Annotated in this window: 12 protein-coding genes; 5 read left to right on the forward strand and 7 right to left on the reverse strand. The window is 63.0% G+C overall.

Features of this window, described 5'->3' with window-relative positions:
- Position 1 precedes the first annotated feature (1 nt).
- Together ACVC5H_RS04990 and ACVC5H_RS04995 are read left to right on the forward strand one after the other, a co-directional pair.
- Positions 2 to 958, forward strand: coding sequence for a PDR/VanB family oxidoreductase (locus ACVC5H_RS04990; RefSeq protein WP_489621282.1), 957 nt, complete (start codon positions 2 to 4; stop codon positions 956 to 958).
- Positions 959 to 1002: 44 nt separating this feature from the next.
- Positions 1003 to 2190, forward strand: a complete 1188-nt coding sequence (locus ACVC5H_RS04995) for an ABC transporter substrate-binding protein (protein WP_489621283.1) — start codon at positions 1003 to 1005, stop codon at positions 2188 to 2190.
- Between the two features lie 479 nt (positions 2191 to 2669).
- Here ACVC5H_RS04995 and pcaCD read toward each other — a convergent pair whose 3' ends face one another.
- The 4 genes from pcaCD to pcaH form a co-directional block, all read right to left on the reverse strand.
- Positions 2670 to 3932: a bifunctional 4-carboxymuconolactone decarboxylase/3-oxoadipate enol-lactonase PcaCD gene (gene pcaCD, locus ACVC5H_RS05000; RefSeq protein WP_489621284.1), complete on the reverse strand. Its 1263-nt coding sequence runs from the start codon at positions 3930 to 3932 to the stop codon at positions 2670 to 2672.
- 61 nt (positions 3933 to 3993) lie between these two features.
- Positions 3994 to 5361 carry a 3-carboxy-cis,cis-muconate cycloisomerase gene (gene pcaB, locus ACVC5H_RS05005; RefSeq protein ID WP_489621285.1) on the reverse strand — a complete coding sequence of 456 codons (1368 nt, stop codon included), beginning with the start codon at positions 5359 to 5361 and terminating at the stop codon, positions 3994 to 3996.
- Positions 5362 to 5730: 369 nt separating this feature from the next.
- A complete protein-coding gene (locus tag ACVC5H_RS05010; protein WP_489621286.1) occupies positions 5731 to 6243 on the reverse strand; it encodes a peptidase associated/transthyretin-like domain-containing protein in 513 nt (170 codons plus the stop codon).
- 19 nt (positions 6244 to 6262) lie between these two features.
- Positions 6263 to 6955 (reverse strand): protocatechuate 3,4-dioxygenase subunit beta, encoded by a 693-nt coding sequence (pcaH, locus tag ACVC5H_RS05015; RefSeq protein WP_489621287.1) that lies wholly within the window; start codon positions 6953 to 6955, stop codon positions 6263 to 6265.
- 252 nt (positions 6956 to 7207) lie between these two features.
- Between pcaH and ACVC5H_RS05020 the strand changes: the two genes are divergently transcribed.
- Positions 7208 to 8008: an IclR family transcriptional regulator domain-containing protein gene (locus ACVC5H_RS05020; RefSeq protein WP_489621288.1), complete on the forward strand. Its 801-nt coding sequence runs from the start codon at positions 7208 to 7210 to the stop codon at positions 8006 to 8008.
- Between the two features lie 152 nt (positions 8009 to 8160).
- On the opposite strand, the gene ACVC5H_RS05025 is transcribed toward ACVC5H_RS05020, so the two are convergent.
- Complete coding sequence (locus ACVC5H_RS05025) at positions 8161 to 9072, reverse strand: helix-turn-helix domain-containing protein (protein ID WP_489621289.1); 912 nt, start codon at positions 9070 to 9072, stop codon at positions 8161 to 8163.
- A 220-nt stretch (positions 9073 to 9292) separates the two neighbouring features.
- On the opposite strand from ACVC5H_RS05025, the gene ACVC5H_RS05030 reads away from it, so the two are divergent.
- On the forward strand, positions 9293 to 10459 hold the full coding sequence (locus ACVC5H_RS05030) for a 4-hydroxybenzoate 3-monooxygenase (protein WP_489621290.1): 1167 nt from the start codon (positions 9293 to 9295) through the stop codon (positions 10457 to 10459).
- Positions 10460 to 10505: 46 nt separating this feature from the next.
- Here ACVC5H_RS05030 and ACVC5H_RS05035 read toward each other — a convergent pair whose 3' ends face one another.
- Positions 10506 to 10844 (reverse strand): hypothetical protein, encoded by a 339-nt coding sequence (locus ACVC5H_RS05035; protein WP_489621291.1) that lies wholly within the window; start codon positions 10842 to 10844, stop codon positions 10506 to 10508.
- A 206-nt stretch (positions 10845 to 11050) separates the two neighbouring features.
- Here ACVC5H_RS05035 and ACVC5H_RS05040 point away from each other — a divergent pair, with 206 nt between their 5' ends.
- On the forward strand, positions 11051 to 11617 hold the full coding sequence (locus ACVC5H_RS05040; protein ID WP_489621292.1) for a pyridoxamine 5'-phosphate oxidase family protein: 567 nt from the start codon (positions 11051 to 11053) through the stop codon (positions 11615 to 11617).
- Positions 11618 to 11629: 12 nt separating this feature from the next.
- Here the strand turns inward: ACVC5H_RS05040 and ACVC5H_RS05045 are convergent, their stop codons facing one another.
- Positions 11630 to 12490 (reverse strand): CPBP family intramembrane glutamic endopeptidase, encoded by an 861-nt coding sequence (locus tag ACVC5H_RS05045; protein ID WP_489621293.1) that lies wholly within the window; start codon positions 12488 to 12490, stop codon positions 11630 to 11632.
- Positions 12491 to 12495: the final 5 nt, after the last annotated feature.

Below are 12495 nucleotides of genomic sequence, written 5' to 3' on the forward strand. Positions count from 1 at the left end.
GATGACGACATTGCAGGTCAAGGTCGCGGCGCGCTGCGAGGAAGCCGACGGCATCGTCGGACTGGAGCTGGTCCCGGTGGATGGCGCGTCCTTGCCGGCCTTCACGGCCGGTGCGCACATCGACGTGCATCTGCCGGGCGGCTTGCTGCGCCAGTATTCGCTGTGCAATGCGCCCCATGAGCAGCATCGCTATCAGATTGGCGTGCTGCGGGATGCCAATTCGCGTGGCGGTTCGGTGGCGGTGCATGAGGCGCTGAAGGTGGGAGACGTTCTGACCATTGGCGTGCCCCGCAACCAGTTCGCGCTGGTGCCGGCGCAGCACAGCCTGTTGCTGGCCGGTGGCATCGGCGTGACGCCCATTCTCTGCATGGCCGAGTCTCTGGCAGCGTCGGGAGCTTCCTTCGAGATGCATTACTGCGCACGCTCGCCGGCACGGCAGGCGTTTCGGGAGCGTATTGCAGCATCGGGATTTGCCGGACGCGTCGTGCATCACTACGACGATGGCGATGCCGCGCAGAAGCTCGATCTCGACGCATTGCTGGCGCAGGCTGATCCTTCCACTCATCTCTACGTTTGCGGTCCCGCTGGCTTCATCAGCTACGTGGTCGATACGGCGCGTGCGCGCGGCTGGCCGGAGTCGCAGGTCCATTTCGAATACTTTGGTGCGGCGCCGGTGCAGGCCGAAGGCAATGGCGCCTTCGATGTGAAGCTGGCCAGCAGCGGGCAGGTCTATACCATTCCTGCGGATCGCACGGTCATCCAGGTCTTGTGCGAGCATGGAGTGGACGTGCCGGTGTCGTGCGAGCAGGGTATCTGCGGGACTTGTCTCACGCGGGTGCTGGAGGGGGAGCCCGATCATCGCGATCAATACCTGACCGATGAGGAGCGGGCAGCCAATGACCAGTTCACGCCTTGCTGTTCGCGTGCCCGGAGTCCTTTGCTGGTGCTGGATCTGTAGTGCCTTCGCTGTAAATCATTGACTAAAACAGAAGATGAGGAGACATGATGAGCGAGATGATCAATAGCCGCCGTCGGCATCTGGTGCTGGCGGGGTCTGCATTGGCTGCGGGTGCAGTGCCCTTGCTGGCGCACGCAGCTGACCCGTTGAAGGTCGGCCTGATCGTGCCGATGTCGGGGCCGTTTGCTTCGACCGGGCGGCAGATCGAGGCGGCGGTGAAACTGTATCAGCAGAAGTTTGGTGACAGCGTGGCCGGGCGCAAGGTGGAGATCTTGTTGAAGGACGACGGCGGGGTCTCGCCGGATGTGACCAAGCGGCTGGCGCAGGAGCTGGTGTCGCGTGACAAGGCGCAGGTCTTGATGGGTTTCGGGCTGACGCCGCTGGCGCTGGCAGCTGCTCCCATTGCTACGCAGGCCAAGGTGCCGATGATCGTGACGGCGGCAGCGACTTCGATCATCCCGCAGCGTTCTCCTTATATCGTGCGGACCGGCTTTACGCTGGCGCAGGTGACTTCGCCGCTGGCTTCTTGGGCGGCGAAGAATGGCATCAAGAGTGTGGTGACTTTCGTTTCCGATTACGGGCCGGGGCTGGATGCGGAGAAGGTGTTCGTGAAGACGTTTTCGGAGGCTGGTGGCAAGGTGGTGGAGAGCGTGCGGGTGCCCTTGCGCAATCCCGATTACGCGCCTTTCCTGCAGCGGGTGAAGGACGCCAGGCCGCAGGCCTTGTTCGTGTTCGTGCCGTCAGGGGAGGGGGCGGCGGTGTTGAAGCAGTTTACCGAACGGGGACTGGGGGCGGCGGGGATTCGGCTGATCTGTACCGGTGATGTGCTGGATGATGATCTGATGGCGGGGATTGGGGCTGCGGCCAAGGATGTGGTGAGCAGTCATCATTATTCTGCGGCGCATCCTTCTGCTTCCAATAAGGAATACGTGGAAGCGATGGCCAAGGCTAACAAAGGGATGCGGGCGAACTTCCATTCTGTGGGGGCTTATGACGGGATGCACCTGTTGTATGAGTCTCTCAAGAAGACTGGCGGGGATGCTGATGGGGAGAAGCTGCTTGGTGTGATGAAGGGGATGAGCTGGGAGAGCGTTCGCGGGCCGGTTTCCATCGATGCTGCTACCCGCGATATTGTTCAGACCGTTTATATGCGTAAGGCTGAGTTGCGGGGGGCTGAATTTTATAATGTTGAGTTTGATCAGGTGGAGAAGGTTCGGGATCCTGGGGTTTGAATCCTTTTTGAGTGGCCGTTCTTGTGTTTTGTCGGGCGGCTTCTTTGTGTTTTAGGTCTGGCGTAGTCTGCACGGATTGCTTTCCTGCGCTCTAGCTTAATTATTTTCTCTCTCCGGTCGGGAGAACGCGCCGGGAGCGGCCCGGCAGCCGCTCACTTTTCTTGTCTCGCCAAGAAAAGTAAGCAAAAGAAGGCGACCCCAGAGAGCCAGCCCTCCTTCGGAGGGTCCCCGCCGCAGCGGAGCGAAAAGTGGGAAGAATAGAGTCGCTTCGCTCCGACTATTTTTCTGATCCGTTTTGTTGGGTTCTGAAGCGGCGGCGCAGCTGCGGTCGCCTTCTTTTGCTTACTTTTCTTGGCGAGACAAGAAAAGTGAGCGGCTGCCGGGCTGCTCCCGGCGCGTTCTCCCGACCGGAGAATGATAAGAATTAAGCTAGAGCGTAGGAAAGCAGCCCGTGCAGACTACGCCAGAACGTAAAACCATCAAAGCCCGTCAATAAACCCACAAACCAGTTCAGCAAACACAGCAGGCTGCTCAACAGCACTGATATGGGACGCCTGGCCAATGACTTCCAACCGGGCGCCAGAAATACCATCAACAAGAGCCTGAGCCATGGCAACAGGCGTCCCCTGATCCAACTCCCCGGCAATCACCAGCGTCGGCACGCGGATAGAACCAAGGCGAGCAGCAGTATCCACGGTCCCGACAGCATGACAGCACCCCACATACCCCACAGCATCGGTAGTCACCAGCCGATGCCGATAACGCGCCACGGTAGCTGCCTGAGAAGACCGGAATCCCTCATGGAAATACCGCCCCATCACCGCATCCGCAATCGCCTCGATCCCCTGGGCACGAACGGTCACAATCCGCTGCTGCCAGGCCTCCCGCGCCGCATCAGGATAAGCCGAAGTGGTATTGGCCAGCACCAGGGCACGCACCAGACCAGGATGCCGCAACGCCAGCTCCTGCCCCACCATCCCCCCCATCGACAACCCCACCCACACCACCGGACCGCTATCAAGCTCACGCAACAAACGCGCCGCATCATCAGCCAGATCAGCCATGCTGTAGAGCCCGTCAAGCTTCTCCGAACTGCCATGCCCGCGATGATCGTAAGCAATCACCCGGCAATCGGCCGCCAGCAGATTGGCCAGCCCATCCCACATCATCAGGTCCGTCCCCAACGCATGCGACAACACCACCGTATGACGCGGCGCCTTGCCATTGCGCGGCTCGCGCAGCGTGTAATGCAGCGCCGGTGAAGAAGCCGTACGGCCCTCGCGCCCCACCCCCGGATGCACGCTCGCCGAGGGCGACTGCGGCACCACCGCATAACCGATCTGCTCACCCACTTCCCGCAAGATCTTCTGCGCATGCGTAAAGGCGGTATTGCCAGCCGGCACACCCGCATAGACCGACGCCTGGATCATGACTTCCTTCATCTCGTCCGGCGTCAGGCGTGTGGCCGGATCACCGGTCAGCCCCGCGCGCACGTGCAGTTCGAATTCTTCCCAGCGGCCCAGCGCGATGGTGATGGCCAGCACGATGATGCGGCGGGTCTTGTGGTCCAGGCCGGGACGGCCCCAGATCTCGTTCCAGGCAAAACGGGTGATCAGGTTCTGGAAGTCGGCATTGAAATTGGTGGCATTGGCCACCGAACGGTCAACCCATTGGTCGCCCAGCACGCTGCGGCGATTGCGCATGCCGCGTTCGAAATCATGGTCCAGCGGATCGTAGCTCATGGTGGGTTCTCTTCTGTCTCGATGTGGTTGTTGGAGGTGGAGATCTCAGCGGGTAAGTGGTTTAACGCGCCAGCATCGCGCGCAAATGTTCAAGCTGCCCTTCAGCGATGCGGCGGGCAGGACGCGTGGCCTGCACCGGATCGAACAGGCCGCGCAACATGTCAAGGTCGATTTCCTTGCGCAACTGCGCATCGGCCTGCACCGCCTCGACCAGCACGTCCACCAGCTGCGCGCCATCGGCCACGGCCTTGCGCGTCAATTGCTCCAGCAGGCTGTGCGCACGCGGGCGGCCGATCACGCCAGCCAGGGCGATGGAAGCAGGTTCCGCAAAGACCAGGCCCTGCAAGGCATCGATGTTGCGCAACATGCGCGCCTCATCGATGACCAGGCCGGCAAAGGCATCGTTGAGCGCACGCAGCGCGCCATGTACCCCCAGGAACAGCGCCGGCCATTCGGCCAGTTCGGCCTGCCAGTTGCCCAGGCCGCGTTCATGCTGCTGCGACATCGCCCCCAGCAAGGCCGCTGCCTGCTGCGGTGCGCGTGCCGCCGCTGCCAGGGCGATCATCGAAGAGACCGGATTGCGCTTGTGCGGCATCGCCGAGGAACCGCCACGGCCACTGCCGGAGGGCTCGGCCAGTTCGGCGATTTCACCTTGCGCCATCAGCGACAGATCGGTGGCGATCTTGCCCAGGCTGCCCGCCAGCACGGCCATCTCGGTGCCCAGACGAATCCATTCGTCACGCTGGGTATGCCAGGCCGCATCCGGTGTCTTCAGTTCCAGCGCAGCGGCCATGCGGGCGGCCACGGCAGGCCCCTTCTGGCCCAGCACGGCCAGCGTGCCGACTGCGCCACCCAGTTGCAGCTGCAAGGCACGTTCGGCCAGCGCCTGCAATTGCGCGCGCGAACGCAGCAGGGGCGCGGCCCAGTTGCAAAACTTCAAGCCCAGGCTGGTGACCTGCGCCGGTTGCATCAGGGTGCGCGCCAGTACCGGGGTGTCGAGATGGGATTGCGCCAGTTCCAGCAGGCGGCGCGAGAGTTGATCCAGTTCGCCATCCACCAGCCGCAGCGCTTCGCGCGTGACCAGCACCATGGCCGTATCCAGCACGTCCTGGCTGGTACTGCCCCAGTGCACGTGGGTGGCGGCTTCTTCGCTGTAGAGCGCGACGGTGCGCTGCAATTCCTTGACCAGCGGAATGGCCAGGGCGCCGGCGCGGCGGCCGGCGACGATGAGCGCATGGATGTCGTAGAGCTGGGCGCGGCAGACGCTGGCAATGGCGCGTGCGGCGGCGTCAGGGATGATGCCCTCGGCGGCTTCGGCTTCGGCCAGGACTTGTTCGAAGCGCAGCATGGCTTGCACCACCGCCTGGTCATCGAACACCGCAATCATCTCGGAAGTGGTGAGGAAGCTGTCGAAGATCGAAACGCTCATGAAGTCTCCAGTGCTTGCCCTTGCGGCGTGATCCAACGCAAGCGGGATCCGGCAGGCTAGGGCCTGTTCACCTTCAATCTGCGAGATGCGTTGCCCCCAGAAGGCGTGCTGGCAAGGCGCGCGTCAGGGCTGGTGGTGGTTCCACCAGCCCTGACGTGCAACGCGGCCAGCGCGCCTTCTGGGGGCAACCCTCCGGGAGAGGCCGCCAAGCGTCGCCTGCCGTTGTTGCAGCTCCTTGCCGTAGCACCACCACGGCGCGTCGCCGCGCCTAGGCAGTCAACGCTTGGCGCCCTCTCGCACTCGCAGATTGAAGGTGAACAGGCCCTGGTGCCTGCGGATCCCTCAGTGTCGTCACGCCGGAACGGGCGTTCAGGTGTAGTCGAAGAATACCGTCTCGCGCGCGCCTTGCATGTGGATGTTCCACTGATAGCTGCCGTCAGGCTGCTTGCGTGCGATCAGGGTGTCGCGGCGGTTGGCCGGGACCTGTTCCAAGAGGGCCGATTGCGCCAGCGCCGGGTCGTCTTCCAGGAAGATGGCCGTGAACTGGTGCTTGATCAGGCCGCGCGCAAACACGGTTACGTAGGCGACCGGCTTGCCGGCGGGCGCTTGCGGCAGGGACAGCGAAAAAGTGAAGCCGCCCTCTTCATTGGTGGGTACGCGGCGATATCCGGGAATGGCATGTGAAGCTTCTGCCGCCACACTGCCAGGCACCCAGGCTTCGGCCCAGGCGTCGTTGATGGGTACGCCGTCACCGTCGAAGATGGCGCCGCTGATCTTGACCTGCGGTGCGCTGCTGTCCACGCGGGACGTCAGTTCCACGGCCCAGGCCCAGGCTTCGTGCGGGAAGGGGCCGATGGTTTGCGAAGTGGTGATGTTGCTCATGTGGTCTCCTGCCTCGTTCTCAGATGCCCATGGGCGTGGCGTTGCGGCCGCGCAGGACGATATCGAATTCATAGCCCAGCATCTTGTCGTCCACCGTCTCTTCCATCGAGAAGCGCGAGATCAGGCGCTGGCGCGCGGCTTCATCAGGGATGCTCTGGAAGATCGGGTCGTAGGCGAACAGCGGGTCGTTGGGGAAGTACATCTGCGTTACCAGGCGCTGTGCATAGACATTGCCGAACAGCGAGAAGTGGATGTGCGCCGGACGCCAGGCCTTGTGGTGGTTGCCCCAGGGATACGGGCCGGGCTTGATGGAGACGAAGCGATAACGGCCATTGTCATCGGTGAGCATCTTGCCAAAGCCGGTGAAGTTGGGGTCCAGCGGCGCATCGTGCTGGTCCTTCTTGTGGAAGTAGCGGCCCGCAGCATTGCATTGCCAGACTTCCAGCAGGGAGTTGCGCACCGGCTTGCCGTCTTCGTCCAGCACGCGGCCGGTGACGACGATCTTCTCGCCCAGCGGCTCGCCCTTGCCCTGCTTGGTCAGGTCCATGTCATGCGGCAGGATCAGCTTGGGCGAAGCGAACAGGTTGGTGCCGGTGGCGATCTCGTCGCGCACGCGCAGCGGCGCTTGCGTGGGGCCGCGCTTGACGGTGGACTTGTAGGGGGGATAGATCAGTTCCGGATAGACACCGGGTTCGATGGCATCGAATTGCATGAGGTCTCCTCAGGTCGACGGTGGTGATTGCGGCGTCGTCCTCGGATTCCTTGCCTGCCGGAATGTGCGATTGGCGCGCCGTGCTTGGGTGTGGACAGATAGTAGGCAAGCAGACCCCGGCTCTCAAGGCCAACGCAGCGCAGCATATGCGCCATGCGCCCGCTTTGTGCGAGAATCGCACAAATGGCCGATTTTCTGCATTGAACGGAGAACGGCGCGTGTCAGCTTGTTTTATCCACAGGGCGGGAGAGCATGCAGCAAGAGCAAATCGATGAAGAGCCGGGGGAGGGCGAGGACGGTCCCTTGAAACGTGACCTGGTGGCGGGGCTGGAAAAGGGCCTGCAGGTCATCGAAGCCTTCGACCAGGAGCGTTCGCGCCTGACCATCGCCGAGGTGGCACAACTGACCGGCCTGACCCGCGCTGCCGCGCGCCGCTATCTGATCACGCTCACGCACCTGGGCTACATGCGGCACGACAACAAGACCTTTTCTCTCACGCCCATGGTATTGCGGCTGGGGCAGTCCTACCTGCATTCGGCGCGGCTGCCGCGCATCGTGCAGCCGCTCTTGTACCGGCTGGCCTACTCGCTGGGCGAGGCGGCCTCCTGCGGGGTGCTCGATCATGACCAGCTGGTGTGTGTGGCGGCGGTGAGCGCGGGCCAACTGGTCTCGACCACCTTGCAGCCGGGCACGCGGGTGCCGGCTTATTGCACCGCCAATGGCCGCATCCTGCTGGCCAACCTGCCGCAGGTGCAACTCGATGCCATCCTGGCGCGCGCCCAGCCGGAAGCCATTACCGCCCATACCATCACCGACGTCGAACGGCTGGGGCTGGAAATCGCGCGCGCCCGTGCGCAGGGTTACGCCCTGGTGGACCAGGAACTGGAACTGGGCTTGCGCACCATGGCCGTGCCGGTGCGCAATTTCCGTGGCGAGGTGGTGGCGGCGATGAACATCAGCGTGCATGCGGCCCGCATGAAACTGGAAGACATGGTGGAGCGCTGCCTGCCGGCCATGTTGAAGATCCAGGTGGAGCTGGGGGCGTTGCTGTGATGCATTTCGCCTTTCCGTAGATTCATCTCGCACCGCTCGTCCTGAGTAGCGGCATTGCCGCGTATCGAAGGCGCCCTCACCAGAGGAGATGCTTCGATACGGCCCTGCGGGCCTGCTCAGCCCGAACGGTAGAAGTGCAGGCAGAGGGGGCGTCATTCTTCCACGTGCGTGCGGCGATATTCCTTGGGCGTCAATCCCATGTGTCGCTTGAAGAGCCGGCTGAAATAGGCCGGGTCCTGGAATCCCAGCTCGTAGGCAATGGTCGAGATGCCCGAAGGCACATAGGTCAGCTTGCGGCACGCCTCCAGGATCAGCCGCTGCTGCGCCAGGTCGAAGGCCGAATGGCCGGCCAGTTTCAGGCACAGGCGATTGAGGCGGCTGGGCGTGATGTGCAGCTGGTCGGCATACACCGTCACCTGCCACTGCTCCTTGAAATGCTGCTCCACCAGCGCGCGAAAGCGGCTGAACAATTCAAAGTCGCCGCGCCCCGACAGTTCGGCTGTCCGATGATCCGCTTCCAGCCGCACCAGCAGCAGCATCACGCTGCGCGCCAGCCATTCGAGCATCAGCGTGTGGCCGGTGCGGGGCGCTTCCGATTCGGCGATGAGCAGGCGCAGCAGGGTTTCCATGCGTTCGCGCAATGCCGGTACGCGCCCCAGTTCGATGGCCATCGGACGCAGGAACAGGGGCGAGAACAACTCGCCATGTCCCTCGCCGCCGCCTGCCGAAAACACCACGTGCGGATCGACCGTCAGCACGAACCCGACGGCCTTCTCCGAAAAATCGAAGCCATGCACCAGCGAAGGATGGATGGTGATGACCACCGGGCCGTCGACCTCCCATACCTCTTCCTCCATCAAGGCGCTGACGTGGCCGGACATTAAAAAAAGTACCTGAAAAAGACCGGTGTGTGTGTGCGGTGCAATATGCCAGTCGTGTACGCGGCTGCGCGTCTCGATCAGTTCGATGTGGACGGACTCGGCATCTTCCGGCCGGGAAGCCTCTCCATACAAGGAGAATTGCGGTACCTCGCTGGTGCGGGGTTTGTTGCGGGGCAAGGGCATCGGGTCTCCATGCGGTGCGGCGGGGTGAGGCGATGTTGTCGGGCGCTGTAAAAATAGTACAAGTATTTGGCGGAATCATCCATTTTTAATTCAGCCGGTGGCGTCTAAGATTCTCGCCATACGAAGAACAAGAACAGATGACGTTGCGCCTTTTCCGGACTTTTGCACCAGTGCGTAAAGAAGGGAAAGGGCGTCCGACCTTTACACGGAGACCTCCACCATGCGTACCCAAGTTGCCATCATCGGCGCCGGCCCGGCCGGTTTGTTGCTGTCCCACCTGCTGCACCTCAAGGGCATCGAATCGGTCGTGCTGGAAACGCGCAGCCGCGAAGAAATCGAATCCACCATCCGTGCCGGCGTGCTCGAGCAGGGCACCATGGACATCCTCACCGAGACCGGCGTGGGCGAGCGCATGAAGCGCGAAGGTGCGCTGCATCACGGCATCGAACTGGCCTTCGGTGGCCGCCGCCATCGCATCGATCTGACCGAACTGACCGGCCAGGCCATCACCGTCTATGCCCAGCATGAAGTGATCAAGGATCTGGTGGCCGCGCGTCTGGCCGCGCAGGGGCAATTGCTGTTTGGTGTCAGCGGCACCAGCATCGAAGGCGTCGAGACCGACAAGCCGCGCGTGCGCTTCATGCACGAGGGCGAGCAACATACGCTGGAGGCGGATTTCATCGCGGGCTGCGACGGTTTCCATGGCGTCTCCCGTCCCGCCATCCCGGAAAGCCGCCGCCAGGATTACCAGCGCATCTATCCCTTCGGCTGGTTCGGTGTGCTGGTGGAAGCGCCGCCGTCTTCGGACGAACTGATCTATGCCCAGCATGACCGTGGCTTCGTGCTCGTCAGCACGCGCTCGCCGACGGTGCAGCGCCTGTACTTCCAGTGCGACCCCAAGGACAGCGTGGACAACTGGAGCGATGACCGCATCTGGAATGAATTCCATACCCGCCTGGAAAACGGTGACGGCTGGCGCGTCAAGGAAGGCAAGATCTTCCAGAAGGGCATCATCGGCATGCGCAGTTTCGTCTCCACGCCGATGCAGCACGGCCGCCTGTTCCTGGCCGGCGACGCTGCGCACATCGTGCCGCCGACTGGCGCCAAGGGGCTGAACCTGGCGGTGGGTGACGTCAAGCGGCTGGCGCAGGGCATTGAGGCGTTCTATCGCAAGTCCAGCGAGGAAGGACTGGCTTCCTATACCGAGCAAGCCTTGAAGCGCATCTGGCGCGCCGAGTATTTCTCCTGGTGGATGACCAGCATGTTGCACACCTTCGAGGATGCCTCGCCGTTCCAGCGCCAGATCCAGCGCGCCGAGCTGGAGAACGTGGTCAATTCGCGGGCACTGTCTACCGCACTGGCGGAAAATTACGTCGGCGCATTCTGAGCTGCGCCGTAGCAAAGGTCCGATACGCCCGCGCAAGCGGGCGTTGTCATTGGGAGGTGGTGGTGTGTGCACCTTCGGTCTCAGTTCCCTCATCAACTTCATTGTTCCCGCCGCGTGCCAGCAGATCCCGATAGTGGCGGCGGGCGATGTAGATGCACGCCTGGCAATAGCATTGCGCGCCCGCCAGGGCGGTCACGATGGTGCCGGGATAGCCCAGGCCCAAGGAGCGTCCCAGTGCCGATAGCAGGGCGCAGGCCAAGAGACCAAGCCAGGTTTGCCAGTGACGATGCAAGCGCAGAGACACAGCCTGCCATCGCGCCAGGCGTTGCCTGCGGTCAAGGCCGGAAAATTCGGGAATCTGCTTGAGCGACCAGTAGAGTTTCATGCCAGCCTCCGTGGGTTCCCGCCGTGGCGCGGGAGGGCAAGGTGCTGCGTTCTGGACTTCGATGGACGATGCTGTTTCGTCATGGTGGCACAGCGCTCTGACAATGCACTGACGTTGACCTGACATGAACATGTCGCCGCGCGATTGAACCGGGATTCGTTGCGGCAAGCTTTCCTGCACGACCACACCAGGCTCTACAATGCGGCATGAACTTGCCCCAACTCCACACCCTGATCTGGGATGAGCTGCGCCGTGGCGCCAGTCCCGTGCGCTCGCCTTTTACCATCTGGCAACTTGCCACCCTCGGCCTGGATGGCACGCCCCAGCTGCGTTCCATCGTCTTGCGCGAGGCGAATGAATCCCGGCAGGCGCTGTGCTTCCACACCGATCTGCGCTCGCCCAAGCTGGCAGAGATCCGCGCCGATGATCGGGTGGCCATGCTCGGGCTGGACCTGGACCGGCATCTGCAATTACGCCTGAACGGCAGGGCAAACGTGGTGGAGGATGCGGCGCGCATTGGCGGCATGTGGTCGGGTGCGCGGCCACATACGTTGATCCTGTACAAGACCCCGCATGCGCCCGGCACGCGCCTGGCGCAACCGGAAGAAGGCCGCGTGCCGGAGCAGGGCAGCAGCGATGGTTTCGAGAATTTTGCGCTGGTGGAGGTGGTGCTGGAGCGCATCGAGATGCTGGACCTGACGCCGGGCCAGCATCGCCGCGCGCGCTTCGAGCGTGAGCAGGGCCAGTGGCAGGGGCAGTGGATCGCCCCGTGATGACGGACTGCTTCAGGCCAGCGCGGGATAGGTGAAGCCGAGGAAGTGCACGGCATTAAGCACGACGTGCAGGGTGATCGCGGCTTCGATGCGCCCGGTGCGCTGGAACACCCAGCCATAGCCGAGACCGGCCACGCCGGCCAGTACCGCATAGGCCAGTCCGCCGCCCAGGTGGGCCGCCGCGAACAGCAGCGCCGAGAGGATCACAGCCAGCGACGTTGCGCCGTGCAGGTTCTGCAAGGCGCCCTGCAGGCGATGCTGGATCACACCACGGAAGAAGGCCTCTTCCGCCACTACCGTCAACAGCAGATTGATGGCCAGGAACTCCGGAGTGAAGTCCGGCCACTTCAGATCGGGCTTGACCATTCCGGCGAGACAGCCCAGGCCCATCACCAAAGCGATGGTGAGGGCGCCTGGCAGCACAGTCATGCACAAGGCGCTGCACCATTCCTTCCACGCATGGCAGCGCGGCGCGAGCAGGGCCAGCAACAGCAGTCCGGCCGCTCCCTTGTCGATATTGGCATACAGCATGAAGGGCCGCGCATCGGCTGTGATGGCCGTTGCCGGGACGACCAGCACATTGTGGAAGCCCGGCCAGCGATGCAATGCCAGCAGCAGGGCGAGCAGCAGCGTCACACTCAGCAGGAGATGACGTTGCCATGCGCTGGGCGCATGCGTACTGGCCCATGCTGTCATCCCCAGCAAGGCGAGCCCTGCTGCGGCGATGAGAGTGAGTTGGCCATTGAAGAGACCGGCACCGACGGCCAGCACCAGCAGCGGCAGCCAGGCGGGAATGGACAGCCGCCCCGCCAGCGGCAGGGTGGGCAGCCAGACGGCGCAGATGGCCAGCATCAGCAGAATGGGGGAAGACATGGAAG

It is taken from the genome of Herbaspirillum sp. Her3 (assembly GCF_057961275.1).